Raw genomic sequence first — 16,661 nt, 5'->3', positions numbered from 1 at the left:
CTCAGCCCTGTTCGCGGGCCCGCGCGAGCTCCATCGCGACGTCGATGATCATGTCCTCCTGGCCGCCGACGAGCCCGAGCTCCCCGCAGCGGCGCAGGATCTCGTGGGTGGGCACCTTGTAGCGCTCCGCCGCGTGCTCGGCGTGGAGCAGGAACGACGAGTACACCCCCGCCCAGCCCTGGACGATCGCGTTGCGGTCCATCTTGGGCCAGCGGTGCAGGTAGGGGCGCACGACGTCCTCGGCGGCGTCGAGCAGGCCCATGACGTCGAGGCCGGTGGAGACGCCGAGCCGGTCGAAGACCGCGGCGAGCACCTCGGTGGGGGAGTTGCCCGATCCGGCGCCGAGCGCGCAGAGCGAGCCGTCGATCTCCTTCACCCCCGCCTCGGCGGCGATCACCGAGTTCGCGACGCCGAACGAGAGGTTCTGGTGGCCGTGGTAGCCGACCCACGCCTCGTCGCCGACCTCCGCCACCAGCGCCTCGAACCGCGCCCGGGCCTCGTGCATGAGCAGCGCGCCGGCGGAGTCGGTGACGTAGGGGCACTGGCAGCCCGCGTCGACCATGATCCGCGCCTGCTTCGCGAGGTCCTCCGGCGAGGTCCGGTGGGCCATCATGAGGAACCCGACCGTCTCCATCCCCAGGTCGCGGGCGACGCCGAAGTGCTGCGGGCTGACGTCGGCCTCGGTGCAGTGGGTGGCGACGCGGACGACCTCGGCGCCGGCGTCGTGGGCGCGGCGCAGGTCGTCGACCGTCCCGATGCCGGGGACGAGGAGCACGGCGATCCGGGCGCTGCGGGCCTCCTCGCGGGCCGCGGCGATGAGGCGCAGCTCGTCGGTGTGGGAGAAGCCGTAGTTGAACGACGAGCCACCGATGCCGTCGCCGTGGGAGACCTCGATGACCTCGACGCCGGCCCGGTCGAGGGCGCGGACCGTGTCGCGGACCTGCGTCTCGGTGAACTGGTGGGCCTGCGCGTGGGAGCCGTCGCGCAGCGTCGTGTCGGTGATGCGGACGTCGTGGGCGATCGTCGGCCTCATGCCGCCACCCCCGCGCCCAGCTCGGCCGCCAGGAGCTCGCCGACGCGGGTGGCCGCCGCCGTCATGATGTCGAGGTTCCCGGCGTACTCGGGCAGGAAGTCGCCCGCCCCGCGGACCTCGAGGAAGCTCGCGACCCGGCCGTTGCCGCCCCACTCCGGGCGTGGCGGGTCGAACTGCGGATCGGCCCGCAGCGTGTAACCCGGCACGTACTCCTGGACCCGGGCGACCATCGCGTGCACCGAGGCGGCGATCGCGGTCGTCGTCGTGTCGTCGTAGACCTCGCCCGGGACGGCGCAGTACACGGTGTCGCGCATGATCATCGGCGGCTCGACCGGGTTGAGGATGATGATGGCCTTGCCCCGGGTCGCCCCGCCGACCTCCTCGACCGCCCGCGCGGTGGTCTGCGTGAACTCGTCGATGTTGGCCCGCGTGCCCGGCCCGGCCGAGCGGGAGGCCGCCGAGGCCACGATCTCGGCGTAGGGCACGTCGACGACCTGGGAGACCGCGGCGACGACCGGGATCGTGGCCTGGCCGCCGCAGGTGATCATGTTGACGTTCGTCGCGTCGAGGTGGTCCGGCATGTTGACCGCCGGACAGACCATCGGCCCGAGGTGCGCCGGGGTGAGGTCGACCGCGCGGATGCCCGCGGCGGCGTAGCGCGGGGCGTTCGCGGCGTGCGCCCGGGCGGAGGTCGCCTCGAACACGATGCGGGGGAGCGGGTCCTGGGCGAGCAGCCAGTCGACCCCTTCGGCCGAGGCCGGGATGCCCGCCGCGCGGGCCCGGTCCAGCCCGGGCGACTCCACCACGCCGACCATCGCCGTGACCTCGATCGAGCTCGTGCGCGCGAGCTTGGCCAGCAGGTCGGTGCCGATGTTGCCCGGGCCGACGATGGCCGCGGGGACCCTGTCGCTCATGCGCCGACGGTGGCACGGACCCCCGACACCGCGGAACGCCCGCGTTCGCGAGGCGGCAAAGCCGACCGCCCGACGACGGGGGTGGTTGGCAGCACCGACAGCGGACACCCCAGAGCACAGGCCGCCATCGCACACGTTCCGGGAGCCCCGCATGAACGCCCCCAACCTCATCGCCGACCACAAGGTCGTCGTCGTCCACCGCGTGGGCGCGGTCCTCGTCGCCCTCGCGATCGCCACGTTCGGCGTCCTCGGGTTCGTCGGTGGCCTCGGCTTCTTCGACACCCAGGGCAGCCCGGTGCTGGGCCTGTCGTCGAACGGCCTGCTCTCGACGATCTCGATCGTCACGGCGGTCGTGCTGATCGCCGCGGCCGCCCGGGGCGGGCGACTCTCCTCCACGGTGATGATCGTGGTGGGGGCCCTCTTCCTCGTCTCCGCCTTCGCGAACCTCGCGGTCATGACGACGCCGTACAACCTGCTCGCCTTCCGGCTGCCCAACGTCTTCTTCTCCATCGGCGCCGGACTCGTGCTGCTCATCCTCGGCAGCTACGGCCGGGTGAGCGCGAAGCTGCCCGACGACAACCCCTACCGCACCGCCGGCGACGACGACGAGCGCTCGGAGGACCCGTCGGCGTCGCTGCCCTCCCGCCCGAAGACGCGGGCCGAGATGCGGGCCGACCGGGAGATGGCCGAGGCGTCGCGGGCCGTGGTGAGTGGGTCCGCCTCCGCGGAGCAGCGCCGCCGGCTCGCCGAGATCGACGCGTTGCGCACCCACGAGGACCGGCGTGCGCGGTGGATGGCGATCGAGGAGGACCACGACCACGATCGCGGCTCCGCGATGGCCTGAGGACCCGTCCGGACGGAGGGGTGAGTCCTCTCGGACCAGTCCGCGTCCGGGCCGTGATCCCCTCCGACCTGTCGCCGGGAACGCATGGCTGCTAGACCATGGGTCATGGCCGCCCCGGTGACGCAGGAGCAGGACACGGTGCGGGTGGAGGTCGACGGGCCCGCCGCGCGGGTGGTGCTGACCGCCGCACGCCGCCGCAACCCCCTGTCGGTGACGACGATGCGCGCGGTGACCGCGGGGCTGCGGGAGGTCGCCGCGACCGAGGGCGTGCGGGTGATCGTGCTCGCGGCCGAGGGGCCCGCGTTCTCCGCCGGCCACGACCTCTCCGAGATGGTCGACCGCACCCTCGCCGAGGAGCGCGAGGTCTTCACCGTGTGCACCGAGATGATGCGGGCGGTGCACGACGTCCCGCAGCCGGTCATCGCGGCCGTCCAGGGGATGGCCGTCGCGGCGGGCTGTCAGCTCGTCGCCACCGCCGACCTCGCCGTCGCCGCCGACCACGCCGTCTTCGGGACCCCGGGCGTGAAGATCGGGCTGTTCTGCTCGACCCCGATGGTGGCGGTGAGCCGCGCGATCGGCCGCAAGCGCGCGATGCAGCTGCTGCTGACCGGCGAGACCATCGACGCCGCCACGGCGGTCGAGTGGGGCCTGGTCAACGAGGCCGTCCCCGCCGAGGCGCTCGAGGCCCGCGTGGCCGAGCTCGCGCGGCAGGTCGCCGACGCGAGCGGCGCGACGCTGCGGATCGGCAAGGAGGCGTTCTACCGCCAGATCGACCTCTCCGAGGACGAGGCGTACGCCGAGATGAGCGAGGTGATGGCGACCAACGCCATGACCTGTGACGCCCAGGAGGGCATGTCGGCCTTCCTGCAGAAGCGCCGGCCCGTCTGGGCGCACCGGTAAGTCGAGCAGTCGAGGCAAAGGAGCCCTGTCGCATGTCGTTCCCCGGCCTGCAGCACGTCGCCATCACGGTGTCGGACCTGCAGCGATCCACCGACTGGTACGCGAAGCTCTTCGGTGCCGACCCGGTCCTCGACGAGGACGAGGAGGGCGGCGAGTTCCACCACACCGTCTTCGCCCTCGACGGCGGCATGCTCTTCGGCCTGCACACCCACCAGGGGCGCGAGTCGAAGGACGCCTTCGACGAGCGCCGCACCGGCCTCGACCACGTCGGGTTCGCCCTGCCCGACTCGGCCTCCCTCGAGGAGTGGGGTCGCAAGCTGGACGAGCTCGGCGTGCAGCACGGCGGCATCAAGAAGGCGCACTACGGGTCGGGCATCTCGTTCCGCGACCCCGACGGGATCGCGCTCGAGTTCTTCATCGCGCCCGGTACCTGAGACGCCACGAACGGGCCGTTCGTCACGGTGGATCGTGACGAACGGCCCGTTCGTCCTGTCCCGAGCGGCCTCAGCGCCGCACCAGCCGCGCCGATCACGAGCAGCGGGCCCCTGACCCGGCGGGAGTCCGAGGTCCTCGGGCTGGTCGCGCGCGGGCTCGCGAACGCCGAGGTGGCCGCGCGGCTGCACCGGGGGGAGACGACGGTGAAGACCCACCTGGGCCGGATCCTCGACGAGCTGGCGGTGCCGGACCGGCCGCGGCTCATCGCCTGGGCGTGGGAGCACGGCGTCGTGACGTCCTGATGTGGCGACTCACAGTCCTACAAAGTGACCCAGGGGTGGAGCCGGGGTAGCTTCGCCCCATGGCTCCACGGCGCGACTACTTCGACGGCTGCGCGGCCGCCCACGGCCTCGACCTGGTGGGGGAGCGTTGGGCGCTGCTCGTCGTCCGGGAACTGATGCTCGGTCCGAAGCGGTTCACCGACCTGCGCACCGGCCTCCCGCACGCGAGCCCGAACGTCCTGTCCCAGCGGTTGCGCGAGCTCGAGGACGCCGGGGTGCTGCACCGGCGCCGGCTGCCCCCGCCCGCCGCGTCGGCGGTCTACGAGCTCACCGACTGGGGCTACGAGCTCGAGCCGGTCCTGCAGACCCTCGGGCGCTGGGCGGCCCGCTCGCTGCCGCAGGCCGACTCCATCGGGGTCGACTCGCTCGTCATGTCGATGCGCACGATGTTCGCGCCCGGGCGTGCCGCGGGCGTCGAGGAGGTCGTGCAGTTCGTGTTCGGTGACCAGCCGTTCGTCGCGACCCTGCACGACGGGGCCTTCACGATCGTCCGCGGGGAGGCGACCGCGCCCGACGCCACCGTGGCCGGGGCCCCCGAGGCCTGGGCCGCCGTGCTCTACACGGGCCATCCGCTGGCCTCGGCGGTGTCCGACGGGATGCTGACCGTCACCGGGGAGCAGGCGGCGGTGGAACGGTTGCTCGACCTGTTCCCGATGCCCGAGCCGCTCGCGCCGGCCGGCGTCTGAGCACGGCCGCGGCACCGCCCGCCACCGAGAGCACGCCGGAGGCCAGGAGGACGACCGTCCCCCACCCCTCCAGTGCACCGTCGGTGAGCACGGCGTGCCCGATGCCGAGCACGGTCGCGAGCAGCGCGAACCCGCCGTGCAGCAGCCGGAACGTCGGGCCGGCCCACCCGAGTCGGCGTCGGGCCAGCCCCAGGAGCACGACCACCACGAGCAGGACCAGCGAGATCAACGCCATGCGGGCCCGCGTCGGCCCGTCCGGGGACATCGCGAACAGTGCGTCGTCGGGGGAGAGCACGAGCAGCGCGGCGACGTGCACGACCACGAGGCCGAGCACCGCGAGCCCGACCCCGGTGTGCACCCGGACCCGCCCGCGCACCAGCCAGGGTTGGGCGGCCAGCCCGGCGACGGCGGCGACCGCGGTCAGGGTCGAGACCACCAGCACGACCGGCGCGCCCGCCAGGTGCGGCGAGGTCAGCGCGACGACGAGGCCCGCCAGGCCGAGCACACCCGCCGTCAGGAACCCGACCCGTGCCACGCGGTCGAGCTCCGCGGCGCTGCGTCTCCTCACGGCGAGAGCACCAGGTCGACCTGCGCGCCGGTGTCGCCGTCGCGCGTGACGTTGCGGAGGAACACCCGCCGCCAGGGCCCGGGGTCGTCGTACCCGACGTGCACGTTCGGCTCGCCGAACTGGGCGACGAGCGGGTCGGAGTCGACCCGGTAGCGCCCCTGGGCGTCGGTGCGGACCGACGTGCGGTTGCGCTGCTCGCTCGCGGTCGCGGTCTGCGCCCAGACCTGGATGCGCACGCCCGGCACCGGGCGGCAGGCCTCGTCGCGGACCGTGCCGGTCACGGTGAAACCGGCGCCCAGCGGGTCGGCGAACGGCGCCTTCGGGACGTAGTTGTTGGTGCCGCCGGGGTTGGTGATCGTCGGGGCGCAGCGTCCGGCGGCCAGCTCGGCGACCGAGGGGCCCTCGGGGCCGTTGCCGCGCACCCCGACGTCGCGGGCACCGGTGCCGTGCAGCGAGCTGGTCGCGAGCAGGACGCCGACCACCCACACGACGGCGACGAACACCGTGATCGCGGCGGGATGCGGCCTCACACCACCACTGAATCACGTGTCACGATCACCGCCATGAGCAGCGCCGCCGACACCCCGCCCGTGCTCGTCGAGACCGACGACCAGGAGGCGGTGACCACCGTCCGGCTCAACCGGCCGGACAACCGCAACGCGCTGACCCTCGAGCTCAAGGTCGCGCTGCGCGACGCCCTGGAGGCCGTGGCCGACGACCCGTCGGTGCGCGCGGTCGTGCTCGCGTCCTCGGGCAAGGCCTTCTGCGTCGGGCAGGACCTGCGCGAGCACGCCGAGGCGTTGCGGGCCGGGGAGGACGGCGGGATCGGCGCGGACGCGCTCTCGACCGTGCCCGAGCACTACAACCGCATCGCCGCCGCGCTCGGCACGATGCGCAAGCCGGTCGTCTGCGCGATCAACGGCACGGCCGTCGGTGCCGGGCTGGGTTTCGCGCTGGCCTGCGACCTGCGCGTGGCGGCGGCGGGCACGAAGTTCGCGACGGCGTTCGCGGGCATCGGCTTCGGCGGGGACTCCGGGCTCTCGGGCACCCTCGCGCACTGCGTCGGCTCCTCACGGGCGACCGAGCTGCTCATGCTCGGCGAGACGTTCACCGCCGAGCAGGCCCGCGACTGGGGCATCGTGCGCGAGGTCGCGGAGACCTCCGAGGCCACCGACGCGGCCGCCCTCGCCCTGGCCCGGCGGCTCGCGGCGGGCCCGACGCTCGCCTTCGCCGAGATCAAGGCCGCGGTCGCGATGGGCACCGTGTCCTCGCTGCGGGAGGTCCTGGAGCACGAGGCGTCGGCGCAGGCCCGGCTGGGCGCCACCGAGGACCACCGCAACGCGGTCGACGCCTTCGTGGCGAAGGAGAAGCCGGTCTTCCGGGGCGCCTAACCGACGGTCTGCAGGCCCACGACCCGGAGCAGGTCGAGCTTCTCGGCGTCCTCGGTCCCCGGGGCCGCCGAGTAGACGATCAGGCGCTGGTCGTCCTGGGGCACCTCGAGGACGTCGCAGTCCAGGACGATCGGCCCGATCCCGGGCACGTCGTAGCGCTTGCGGGCGACCCGCTCGTGCTCGACGGGGCGCGCGTCCCAGAGCGCGGCGAAGCGTGGGTGGGTCCGGTACAGCTCGTCGACGATCCCGCGCAGTCGGCGGTCCTGCGGGTAGCGGGCGAGGCCGGCCCGGGCCCGCGCGACCGCCGAGAGCTCCAGGCGGGAGTGGTCGCCCTGCTCGTCGGTGGCGAGGCGGACGTCGCCCGCGAACTGCAGCCACAGCAGGTTGCGGCGCTCGCGGGGCACCGCGGACACGTCGCCCCACAGGGCCGCGAGCAGCGGGTTCCAGGCCAGGACGTCCTCCCGCGCACCGACCAGCATCGCCGGGAGGTCGTGCATCCGGTCGAGCAGGCGGAGGACCGAGGGCCGCACGGTGTCCCGGACCCGCTCGGGGCCCGGCAGGGCGACGCCCGCCAGCGTGAACAGGTGGGCGGTCTCGGCGGGCGCGAGCCGCAGGGCGCGGGCGAGCGCCCCGAGCACGGACTCCGAGGGGTGCGGCCCGCGGGCCTGTTCGAGCCGGACCACGTAGTCCACCGACACCCCGGCGAGCTGGGCCACCTCCTCGCGCCGGAGCCCCGGCGTCCGACGGCGGGGCCCGGCGGGCAGGCCGACCTCGGCGGGGGAGAGGCGCTCGCGCCACTGGCGCAGCGCCGCGGCGAGTTCTCCGGCGTCGATCACGCGTCCAGCCTGCCCGGTCGGGGCCGCCGGTGCCTGGGACCGGGGGTCCCTGGCTGGGCGCCCGCGCCCGGCGCACGGTGATCGACATGACCACAGCACTCGTCACCGGAGCCTCCCGCGGGATCGGCGCCCACGCCGCCCGCCGTCTCGCGGCGCAGGGGGTGACCGTCCTCGCGGGCGCCCGCACGCCCGCGGCCACGTCGTTCCCCGAGGAGAACATCCACCCGATCGCCCTGGACGTCACCGACGACGCGTCCGTCGCGGCGGCCGTCAAGGAGGTCGAGACCACCTACGGGGGCCTCGACGTGCTCGTCAACAACGCCGGCATCACCGGCCCCGAGGTCGCGCCCGCGGACGCCACCGCGGACGGCGTCCGCGAGGCCTACGAGACCAACGTGTTCGGTCCCGTCCGCGTCACCCACGCGTTCCTGCCGCTGCTCCGGGCCGCGGAGCACCCCCGCCTGGTGCTCGTGTCCTCGCAGCTCGGGTCGTTGAGTTCGATGGACGCGGGGCGCTGGGAGAACTACCCGTACCTGGCCTACCCGTCGTCGAAGTCGGCCCTGAACATGATCGGGCTGATGTACGCGAAGACCCTGCCGGACGTGCTCGTGACCATCGTCAACCCGGGCTTCACGGCCACCGAGTTCAACGACCACCGCGGATCCCAGACCCTCGACGAGGGCACCGACGCGCTCGTCGCCGCGGTCCTCGACACGGAGGGCCCGTCCGGTCGGTCGACCTCGCGTAACGGCCTCATCCCCTGGTGATCGACTCGCGCAGGTCGCGCTTGAGGACCTTCCCGACGGCGTTGCGCGGCAGCGGATCCGTCGTCGTCCGGATGGTCGTCGGTGCGGCGAACGCCGCGATGCGCGAGGCCACCCGGTCGCGCAGCGCGGCCTCGTCGGGGACGTGCCCCGGGGCGTGGACGACGACGGCGGCGACCTCCTCGCCGTAGCTCGGGTGCGGGATGCCGACGACCGCGGCGTCGAGCACCCCGGCCACCTCGAGCAGCTCGGCCTCCACCGCCGCGCAGTAGACGTTCTCCCCGCCGCGGATGACGACGTCCTTGAGCCGGTCGACCACCCGGATCACGCCGTCGTCGACCCGCCCGAGGTCGCCGGTGCGGAACCAGCCGTCGACGAAGGCCGCCGCGGTCGCCTCCGGGGCGTTCCAGTACCCGCGGACCACGTTCGGGCCGCGGAACCACAGCTCGCCGACCTGGCCGTCGCCGAGATCGGCTCCCGACGAGGGGTCGACCACCCGGACGTCGGCGCTCGGCACCGCCCGCCCGACGGCGTCGGGGGCGGCGAGGTAGTCCGCGCCGGTGTTGAAGGCGATCCCGGCCGTCGTCTCGGTCAGGCCGTAGCCGTTGCTCGGCGGGGCGACCGGGGCGGCGCGGCGCACCAGCTCGGGCGGGATCGGGGCACCGCCCATCCCGATGCCGACCAGGGTGGCGAGGGCCTCGCGGGAGCCGGTGCTCTCGGCGACCCGCAGGAGGTCGCTCGCGATCGTGGGCACGCCCGCGACGGTCGTCAGCCCCTCGGCGGCGATCACGCGCAGCGCCTCGCGGGCGTCCCAGCGGTACAGCGTGGCGAGGACCGACCCGGCCAGCGTCGCGTTGACCATCGCGCACAGGCCGGCGACGTGGAAGATCGGGAACGCGAGGAGCGTGCCCGGGCGCTCCGGCGGGGCGACGCCGGTGAGTCGCTGGGCGACGGCGACGCCGAGGCGGCGGTTCGCGACGTCGGTCAGCAGGTTGCGGTGGCTGCCCACCGCGCCCTTGGGTCGACCCGTCGTGCCCGAGGTGTAGAGGATGAAGGCGTCGTCGTCGGGGGACGGCCGGTGCTCGGGCAGCGGCCCGTCGACGGGGTCGCCGAGGAAGGCCTCGAACGTGGTCGTCCCGGGCCCGCGCACGGTGACGACCGGGACGTCGCCCGGGGTGACCTCGCGCAGCACCGCGCTGCGCTCGCCGTCGGCCACCACGAGCCGCGGCCCGGCGTCGGCAACCGCGTGGGCGAGCTCCGCGGCCTGCCACCACGCGTTGAGGGGGACGACGACCAGGCCGGAGACCCAGGCCGCCCAGCAGAGGGCGGGCCATTCGGGGTAGTTGCGCAGGCACACCGCGATCCGGTCGCCGGGGCGCAGGCCGGCCTCGGCGAACCGACGGGCGAGCGTCGCCACCCGCGCCCGGTGCTGCCCGAAGGTGACCCGCTCGCCGGCGTAGACCGTGAACGACCGGTCGTCGCCGACCGCGAGGGTCTCGTGGGCCTCGCGGAGGGTCTGCGGGCCGGTCACGTGCACCCGCAGCGGGATGCCCCGCACGTCGACCGGCGCGAGCTCGAACGCCCCGCCGGGCCCGGTCAGCTCGGCGATCACGTCCGCCCGCGACGGTGCGGCCTCGTCGATGGACACGCCCGGCAGTCTGCTCCCGATCGCGCGGCGCCGCGGACCGTCGGGCGGGGATGGGCGCCGTGCCGGGAACGTCCGGTTCCGCGGAGGAGGAGTGATCCGACGCACGATCGGGTAGACGCTCTACCTGAGGTCCGGGGGCTCCGCCGCCGGGCCCCGTCCGGCGCTCCCACCGCCGGGTGATGAGGAGGCGGCCATGACCCTCGAGGCGACCCCGACGCTGGGCCCCACGCGCGCGCCCCGACGGCCCGGCCTCCCGGTGGACGCCCGCGGGACGCTGCCGGACGCGGCCACGCTCAGCTGCCGGCTCCACGTGGCGATCGAGCGCGCTGCCGGCGCCGGCCTCGACCTCGAGCTGCACGTGGACGCCGAGCCGCTGCCCGCGGCGCAGGCCCGCGTCGTGGCCTGTGCCCGGGAGAGCGCCGCGAGCCTGGGCGTGGATCTCCGCCTCGTCAGCTGAGAGCTGCGTCACACCCACACGGTTGAAGGCGCGTCGGACGCGTGCCGGGATTCACCACGACCTCTCAGGAACGCCCGGCGTGTCGCCCCGTCGATGACACCGCGTCCGGTTCGCCCGGTCGAGCACGCTCGTCCGGTTGATGGCGAACTGAGTACGGATGCCCTGCTCAGCGGCCTGGTCCCCGCCCGTCCGCAGTGGATCTCGGGGTGCAGACTCTCGGCGCCCGACCGCAACGGTCCCGCTCCGCGGGCGTTGAGGGAGCGAGCACTCCGCATCACCGACCGCGAAGGAACCACACCATGGGTCGTCACCACCGGGCCGCGTCCTCACCGTCAGGTGGCACGGGAGCGCGACTGCGGGTGGGCGCCGGATCGCTCGGCGCGGTGGGCGTGAGCCTGCTGGCCCTGGGTGCCCCGGCGCTCGCCGCGCCCGCCGCGGCCCCCGCGCCGGCGCCCGCCACCGCGCCCGGCAGCCAGACCCCGTGCGCGCCCACCGCCAAGGCGTGCGTGGACATCTCGGCGAAGAAGGCCTGGCTGACCGACGGCCACGGCAAGATCGTCTACGGGGCCGTGCCCATCACGACGGGCGGCAAGGGCTACGAGACGCCGACCGGCACCTTCTCGGTGATGTGGAAGGACAAGGACCACAAGTCCGACGAGTACGACCACGCCCCGATGAACAACTCGGTGTTCTTCGCTCCCGGCGACGCCTTCCACGAGGGCAGCCTGCAGCGCGACTCCGCGGGCTGCGTGCACCTCTCGCACGACGCGTCGGAGAAGTTCTTCGACTACCTGAACGTCTACGACCAGGTGCAGATCGTCCCGTAGCCCGGCGGGCTGGGAGGCTTCCCCCATGGCCGCCACCCCGGACGAGCGCGACGAGCGCATCGCCCTGCTCCTGGACTACGAGAACCTCGCCATCGGGGCGCGGGAGGGACTGGGCGTCTCCCCCTTCGATCTCGGCCCGGTGGCCGACGCGCTCGCCGTGCGCGGACGCGTGGTCGCCCGGCGGGCGTACGCCGACTGGTCCTCGTTCGACGAGGACCGCCGGCTGCTGGCCCGGGCGCAGGTCGAGCTCATCGACATCCCGCAGCGCCTCGGCGGGTCCCGCAAGAACGCCGCCGACATCAAGATGGCGGTGGACGCGATCGAGATCGCCTACGAGCGGTCCTGGGTGACGACGTTCGCCATCGGCACCGGCGACTCGGACTTCACCCCGCTCGTGCACAAGCTGCGCGAGCTCGACAAGCGGGTGATCGGGATCGGGGTCGCCTCCTCCACCTCGCGGCTCCTCCCGCCCGCCTGCGACGAGTTCCTGTTCTACGACCGGCTGGTCGAGACCGCCCCGCCCGCGCCGGAACCCGCCACACCCGCCGTCGGGAAGGGTGAGCCGGAGGCGGAGCCCGAGGGCGGGGAGGCCGTGGAGCGGCTGGTGACGCGCACCCTGTCCGGGCTCGCCCGCCGGGGCGACGGACCGGTGCTCGCGTCGCGGCTGAAGCGGGCGATGCTGCGCCAGGACCCGACGTTCGACGAGGCCGAGCACGGCTTCCGCGGCTTCGGTGAGCTGCTGCGCCACCTGCAGGAGCGGCGGATCGTGGCGTTGGGGGAGGGGTCGGCGCACGGCGATCCCGAGGTCAGCTTCCCGGTCGACGAGCCGGCCGAGGACGACGCGTTCCGGCTGCTGGCGCAGGTCGTCGGTGACCTGGCGGGCCGTGACGGATCGGTGCCGCTGTCCGGCCTGAAGGACCAGGTGCGCAAGCGGCGGCCGGACTTCAGCGAGAAGACCTACGGCTTCGCCTCGTTCCTCTCCTTCGCCAAGGCCGCCCGGGCACGCGGCGTCGTGGGGATGGACTGGGACGAGCGGGCGGGGGACTGGCGGCTGCGGCCCGCGTGAACGTCACATCTCAGTAGCTGCTGAGGTATTGCGATGGACAACCGTCGGTCCTAGGTTCGGGCTCCTCACGAGATCGAGGAGACCCCCGTGACCTCTGCCTCCACCGCCCGCGCCCGCGCCGCCGCGACGACCGCGATCGGCAACCTGCCGTACCTGGTCGGCGCGCTCGTCGTCGGGCTGCTGCTCTTCTACCTCGTCGGCTTCGACGAGGGCGCGACCTCGCTGTTCGGCAACACGATGGTCGTGCACGAGTTCGTGCACGACGCCCGCCACTTCCTGGGCTTCCCGTGCCACTGATGCCCGCGAAGGTCGTCATCCCGCGGGCGGCGCTCGCGGGAGCGCTGGGCGGCGTGGTCGCCTGGCTGTTCGCGCTGTGGTTCGCCGAGCCGCTGATCCAGGCCGCGATCGACTACGAGGCCGAGCGGGGCGAGGCCGAGGCCGCGCTGGACGCCGCCGCCGGGATCGCCCCGCCCGAGGAGGGCCCGGAGATCTTCAGCCGGACGGTGCAGGGCGTGTGGGGCATCGGCGCCGGGATGGTGCTCGCGGGTGTCGCCCTGGGCCTGCTGTTCGCGGTGGTCTACACCCTGGCGCAGGGGAAGGTGGCGTTGCGCCCGCGGGTGCTGGCCCTGCTCGTGGCGGGCGCCGGGTTCCTCACGCTGTACGCGTCGCCGTTCGTCAAGTACCCGGCCAACCCGCCGGCCGTCGGCCACGACGAGACGATCGGCGACCGGTCGGGGCTCTACCTCGTGATGATCGTGGGGTCGGTCGTGGCTCTCGTCGTGGCCGTCCTCGTGGCGCGGGCGGTGCGGGAGCGGCTCGGCACCTGGAACGCGGTCCTCGTCGGTGGTGCGCTCTACGTGGTGCTGGCGGGCCTGCTCGTGGCCCTCCTGCCCTCGCTCGGCGAGCTGGCCGCGAACGTCGCCACGTACGGCCCCGCGACCACCGAGACGCCGCAGCCGCTGCGCGACCCGGCCGGACGGATCGTGTTCCCCGGCTTCGACCCGGACGTCCTGTACTCGTTCCGGGTGTACGCGATCACCGCGCAGGTCCTGCTGTGGGGCGTCCTCGGGCTGGTGTTCGGGGCGCTCGCGGAGCGGTCGGTCGGTCCGCGCTCGCAGGCGCGGGAGCTCGAGAGCGTCTGAGGGTCCCGACGGCGGGCGTGGACGGGTCGGCGGCCCGACCGCACCCGCTGTCGTCCGCCGGCCGAGATCTCGTTCTGCGGAGCGAAGTGGTCGCTCAGCGAGCACGTCGCTCCGCGCGTCGGGATCTCGGTTCCCGGCGGTACGTCACGCTCACGCAGACGTACGGGTACGCCACGACCGTGCAGCCGGTCAACGCCGCTCGGATCGACGCCAGGACACGGTCCCGGTCGTCCGGTTCCCGTGTGGCGACCCGCGAGAACGTGGAGAACAGCCGCACCAGGTCGGAGGCGTCGAGTGTCTGTTCCCACGGCACCCGCTCCACCACACCGGGGGAGAAGCCGGCCAGCTCCGTCGGCGTGAGGTCGGGGAAGCCCACCGGAAGCCCCGCGAGCCGGTTGAGCTCCTGCACCCAGTCCACCGTGACGTCAGGGATGTTCCACAGCAGGAGCAGCACCCCGTCGTCGACCAGCACCCGCCGGGCCTCGGCGGCCGCGGCCTGCGGGTCCGCCCAGTGCCAGGACTGCCCGTACACCACCGCGGAGGCCGTGCCCGACGCCACCGGTAGGTGCTCCGCCGTCCCGTCGACGACCTCGACGCCGGGGCCGACCCGCCCGGCGAGGACCGTCCGCATCGTGGGGTCGGGCTCGACCGCCACCACCCGGCGTCGGGAAGCCGCCAGCAGAGCCGTGAGCTTCCCGGTCCCGGCGCCCACGTCCACCACGAGGTCCCCGACGACGGATCGGAGGGCGTCGGGCGGATAGCCCGGACGGACCCGGTCGTAGTCGTCCGCGATGCGACCGAACGACCGCCCGCGGCCGGTCACGAGAACATCAGGCCGGCGCCGCGGGCGGACTCCGGTCCGCGGCGCGGGTCGGCCTCCCCGAGCACTGCCAGGCTCATCAGCCGCACCTCCACCTCGACCGTCCGCTGCGCGGCGACCTCCTCGAGCCAGCGCAGGGCGAGGTGGGCGAACGGGCACACCGGGTCGACATAGAGTCGCACCCCGCCAGCATGACCGAGGAGGCCGACCATGACCGACCAGCCCGACGTCACCGAGGACACGGACGTCAACGACGTCCCGGAGCGCCACCGCTACGAGATCCGCGTGGGCGGGACGACCGCCGGGTTCGCCGAGTACGCGCTGCGCACGGACCCCCACGGCGACGGGGAGACCATCGCCTTCATCCACACCGAGGTCGACGACGCCTTCGCCGGCCGGGGTCTGGCGGGGCGCCTCGCCCGCGCGGCCCTCGACGACGCCCGGGCGCGGGGCCTCGCCGTGCTGCCCTTCTGCCCCTTCATCCGCGGGTGGATCGCCAAGCACCCGGACTACGTCGACCTGGTCCCGACCGGACGACGGGAGCAATTCGACCTCACCTGATCCGGGGGGTACTTTCTTGCGCTCAGTACCGAGCGCAGGGAGGCGCACGATGGCCACAGCCGGACCGGTCTCGACGGCGGGGGCCAGCGCGGCGCTGGAGGACCTCCCGCTCTCGCGCTGGCACCGCATGATCGTGGTCCTCGTGGGGATCGGGTCGTTCTTCGACCTGTACGAGGTCTTCCTCGGCGGCGTCCTCGCGCCGATCCTGGCCCGCGAGTTCCAGCTCGGGTCGCTCGGCAAGGCCGCGGTCGTCGCGAGCGGGTTCCTCGGGATGTTCGTCGGCGCCAACGTGCTCTCGGTGGTGGCCGACCGCCTGGGCCGGAAACGCGTGTTCCTGCTCAACCTGCTGATCTACAGCCTGTTCAGCCTGCTGGCGGCGTTCTCCCCGAACATCGAGGTCTTCCTGCTGCTGCGCTTCCTCGGCGGGATCGGCCTCGGGTGCGAGCTGGTCCTCGTCGACACCTACCTCGCCGAGTTCCTGCCCGCGCGGGTCCGCGGGCGCTACATCGCGTGGGCCTACACGGTGGGCTTCCTCGGCGTGCCGGTGGCCGCCCTGCTCGGCGGCAAGCTCGTCGCCGCGCAGGAGATCGCGGGCTTCGCCGGCTGGCGCTGGCTCCTCGTCGCAGGCGCCCTCGGCGCGCTGTTCGTCATCGTCATGCGCCGCGTGCTGCCGGAGTCACCGCGCTGGCTCGAGTCGCGGGGTCGGTACGAGGAGTCCGAGGCGACGGTCCGCGCGATCGCGGCGAAGGTCGGCGCCCCGCACGCGGTCGACGAGCTCGGGCCCCGTGCGCCCGCGCCGGAGCAGGGGCGCGACCGGACCACCCGCGAGGTGCTGCGGATCGCCTTCACCGCCTACCGCCGGCGCACGATCATGCTGTTCGTCTTCCAGGTGCTGCAGACCGTCGGCTACTACGGCTTCGGCACGCTCGCCCCGCTGGTCCTGGTCTCCAAGGGCTTCGAGGTCACCGAGTCGCTCGGGTACGCGGCGCTCTCGTTCGCCGGCTACCCACTCGGCTCGCTGCTCTCGGTGCCGCTGGTGGAACGCTTCGAACGCAAGTACCTGATCATCGCCGCGGCGCTCGCGATCGCCGTGTTCGGCCTCGTCTTCGCGGCGGCGGCCACACCCTGGCTGATCGTCCTGGCGGGCTTCCTGCTCACGACGGCCAGCAACGTCTTCTCCAACGCCTTCCACATCTACCAGGCCGAGATCTTCCCGACGGCGATCCGCTCCACCGCCTCCGGCGTCGCCTACTCGCTCTCGCGCGGCACCTCGGTGGTCCTGCCGTTCATCGCCGTACCACTGCTCGCGACGGCGGGTCCGGTGTGGGTCTTCGGCGGGTCGGCGTTCCTCATCGTGCTGCTCTGCCTCGACGTCGGGCTCCTCGGGCCCCTGACGACGGGCCGCTCCCTCGAGGAGGTTCACTGACG

General features: G+C 73.8%; 22 protein-coding genes. 14 read left to right on the top strand and 8 right to left on the bottom strand.

What is annotated here, in order from left to right; translation table 11 throughout:
• Position 1 precedes the first annotated feature (1 nt).
• Positions 2-1,033 carry a 4-hydroxy-2-oxovalerate aldolase gene (gene dmpG, locus QSK00_RS16885; protein WP_285592303.1) on the bottom strand — a complete coding sequence of 344 codons (1,032 nt, stop codon included), beginning with the start codon at positions 1,031-1,033 and terminating at the stop codon, positions 2-4.
• On the bottom strand, positions 1,030-1,947 hold the full coding sequence (locus QSK00_RS16880; RefSeq protein ID WP_285592302.1) for an acetaldehyde dehydrogenase (acetylating): 918 nt from the start codon (positions 1,945-1,947) through the stop codon (positions 1,030-1,032). Before QSK00_RS16880 ends, dmpG begins: the two co-directional genes overlap by 4 nt.
• 151 nt (positions 1,948-2,098) lie before the next feature.
• Here QSK00_RS16880 and QSK00_RS16875 point away from each other — a divergent pair, with 151 nt between their 5' ends.
• The 5 genes from QSK00_RS16875 (at position 2,099) to QSK00_RS16855 (ending at position 5,153) form a co-directional block, all read left to right on the top strand.
• Positions 2,099-2,791 carry a DUF4383 domain-containing protein gene (locus tag QSK00_RS16875; protein WP_285592301.1) on the top strand — a complete coding sequence of 231 codons (693 nt, stop codon included), beginning with the start codon at positions 2,099-2,101 and terminating at the stop codon, positions 2,789-2,791.
• Between the two features lie 105 nt (positions 2,792-2,896).
• On the top strand, positions 2,897-3,691 hold the full coding sequence (locus tag QSK00_RS16870; protein WP_285592300.1) for an enoyl-CoA hydratase: 795 nt from the start codon (positions 2,897-2,899) through the stop codon (positions 3,689-3,691).
• A 32-nt stretch (positions 3,692-3,723) separates the two neighbouring features.
• Entirely contained in the window at positions 3,724-4,125 is a 402-nt protein-coding gene (locus tag QSK00_RS16865) for a VOC family protein (RefSeq protein WP_285592299.1), read from the top strand.
• 27 nt (positions 4,126-4,152) lie between these two features.
• Positions 4,153-4,428, top strand: coding sequence for a response regulator transcription factor (locus tag QSK00_RS16860; protein WP_285592298.1), 276 nt, complete (start codon positions 4,153-4,155; stop codon positions 4,426-4,428).
• Positions 4,429-4,487: 59 nt separating this feature from the next.
• Positions 4,488-5,153, top strand: coding sequence for a winged helix-turn-helix transcriptional regulator (locus QSK00_RS16855; protein WP_285592297.1), 666 nt, complete (start codon positions 4,488-4,490; stop codon positions 5,151-5,153).
• On the opposite strand, the gene QSK00_RS16850 is transcribed toward QSK00_RS16855, so the two are convergent.
• Complete coding sequence (locus QSK00_RS16850; protein WP_285592296.1) at positions 5,074-5,721, bottom strand: hypothetical protein; 648 nt, start codon at positions 5,719-5,721, stop codon at positions 5,074-5,076. The genes QSK00_RS16855 and QSK00_RS16850 overlap by 80 nt on opposite strands.
• Positions 5,718-6,251, bottom strand: a complete 534-nt coding sequence (locus tag QSK00_RS16845; RefSeq protein ID WP_285592294.1) for a carboxypeptidase regulatory-like domain-containing protein — start codon at positions 6,249-6,251, stop codon at positions 5,718-5,720. The genes QSK00_RS16850 and QSK00_RS16845 overlap by 4 nt, the downstream gene beginning before the upstream one ends.
• A 33-nt stretch (positions 6,252-6,284) precedes the next feature.
• On the opposite strand from QSK00_RS16845, the gene QSK00_RS16840 reads away from it, so the two are divergent.
• A complete protein-coding gene (locus tag QSK00_RS16840) occupies positions 6,285-7,112 on the top strand; it encodes an enoyl-CoA hydratase/isomerase family protein (protein ID WP_285592293.1) in 828 nt (275 codons plus the stop codon).
• Here the strand turns inward: QSK00_RS16840 and QSK00_RS16835 are convergent.
• The gene (locus tag QSK00_RS16835) at positions 7,109-7,948 is read right to left on the bottom strand and encodes a helix-turn-helix transcriptional regulator (RefSeq protein ID WP_285592292.1); all 840 of its coding nucleotides are present in this window, start codon (positions 7,946-7,948) and stop codon (positions 7,109-7,111) included. The two genes, QSK00_RS16840 and QSK00_RS16835, sit on opposite strands and share 4 nt — an antisense overlap.
• Before the next feature lie 86 nt (positions 7,949-8,034).
• Between QSK00_RS16835 and QSK00_RS16830 the strand changes: the two genes are divergently transcribed.
• The gene (locus tag QSK00_RS16830) at positions 8,035-8,715 is read left to right on the top strand and encodes an SDR family NAD(P)-dependent oxidoreductase (RefSeq protein WP_285592291.1); all 681 of its coding nucleotides are present in this window, start codon (positions 8,035-8,037) and stop codon (positions 8,713-8,715) included.
• On the opposite strand, the gene QSK00_RS16825 is transcribed toward QSK00_RS16830, so the two are convergent.
• The gene (locus tag QSK00_RS16825; protein ID WP_285592290.1) at positions 8,702-10,360 is read right to left on the bottom strand and encodes a class I adenylate-forming enzyme family protein; all 1,659 of its coding nucleotides are present in this window, start codon (positions 10,358-10,360) and stop codon (positions 8,702-8,704) included. The two genes, QSK00_RS16830 and QSK00_RS16825, sit on opposite strands and share 14 nt — an antisense overlap.
• A 193-nt stretch (positions 10,361-10,553) precedes the next feature.
• Between QSK00_RS16825 and QSK00_RS16820 the strand changes: the two genes are divergently transcribed.
• The 5 genes from QSK00_RS16820 (at position 10,554) to QSK00_RS16800 (ending at position 13,852) form a co-directional block, all read left to right on the top strand.
• The gene (locus QSK00_RS16820; protein WP_285592289.1) at positions 10,554-10,817 is read left to right on the top strand and encodes a hypothetical protein; all 264 of its coding nucleotides are present in this window, start codon (positions 10,554-10,556) and stop codon (positions 10,815-10,817) included.
• Between the two features lie 359 nt (positions 10,818-11,176).
• The gene (locus tag QSK00_RS16815; RefSeq protein ID WP_285592288.1) at positions 11,177-11,644 is read left to right on the top strand and encodes a L,D-transpeptidase; all 468 of its coding nucleotides are present in this window, start codon (positions 11,177-11,179) and stop codon (positions 11,642-11,644) included.
• Positions 11,645-11,669: 25 nt separating this feature from the next.
• Positions 11,670-12,710 (top strand): PIN domain-containing protein, encoded by a 1,041-nt coding sequence (locus QSK00_RS16810; RefSeq protein ID WP_285592287.1) that lies wholly within the window; start codon positions 11,670-11,672, stop codon positions 12,708-12,710.
• Positions 12,711-12,797: 87 nt separating this feature from the next.
• Positions 12,798-13,007, top strand: coding sequence for a CbtB domain-containing protein (locus QSK00_RS16805; RefSeq protein ID WP_285592286.1), 210 nt, complete (start codon positions 12,798-12,800; stop codon positions 13,005-13,007).
• Complete coding sequence (locus tag QSK00_RS16800) at positions 13,007-13,852, top strand: CbtA family protein (RefSeq protein ID WP_285592285.1); 846 nt, start codon at positions 13,007-13,009, stop codon at positions 13,850-13,852. The genes QSK00_RS16805 and QSK00_RS16800 overlap by 1 nt, the downstream gene beginning before the upstream one ends.
• A 94-nt stretch (positions 13,853-13,946) precedes the next feature.
• Here QSK00_RS16800 and QSK00_RS16795 read toward each other — a convergent pair whose 3' ends face one another.
• Entirely contained in the window at positions 13,947-14,675 is a 729-nt protein-coding gene (locus QSK00_RS16795) for a class I SAM-dependent methyltransferase (protein ID WP_285592284.1), read from the bottom strand.
• A complete protein-coding gene (locus QSK00_RS16790; RefSeq protein ID WP_285592283.1) occupies positions 14,672-14,854 on the bottom strand; it encodes a mycothiol-dependent nitroreductase Rv2466c family protein in 183 nt (60 codons plus the stop codon). Before QSK00_RS16790 ends, QSK00_RS16795 begins: the two co-directional genes overlap by 4 nt.
• Positions 14,855-14,882: 28 nt before the next feature.
• Between QSK00_RS16790 and QSK00_RS16785 the strand changes: the two genes are divergently transcribed.
• Both QSK00_RS16785 and QSK00_RS16780 read left to right on the top strand, forming a co-directional pair.
• Positions 14,883-15,233, top strand: coding sequence for a GNAT family N-acetyltransferase (locus QSK00_RS16785; protein WP_285592282.1), 351 nt, complete (start codon positions 14,883-14,885; stop codon positions 15,231-15,233).
• A gap of 49 nt (positions 15,234-15,282) precedes the next feature.
• On the top strand, positions 15,283-16,659 hold the full coding sequence (locus QSK00_RS16780; RefSeq protein WP_285592281.1) for an MFS transporter: 1,377 nt from the start codon (positions 15,283-15,285) through the stop codon (positions 16,657-16,659).
• Positions 16,660-16,661: the final 2 nt, after the last annotated feature.

The sequence above is a fragment of the Actinomycetospora sp. NBRC 106378 genome (genome assembly GCF_030269685.1).
GTDB lineage: Bacteria > Actinomycetota > Actinomycetes > Mycobacteriales > Pseudonocardiaceae > Actinomycetospora.
This window is presented reverse-complemented; position numbering and strand designations above follow the sequence as displayed.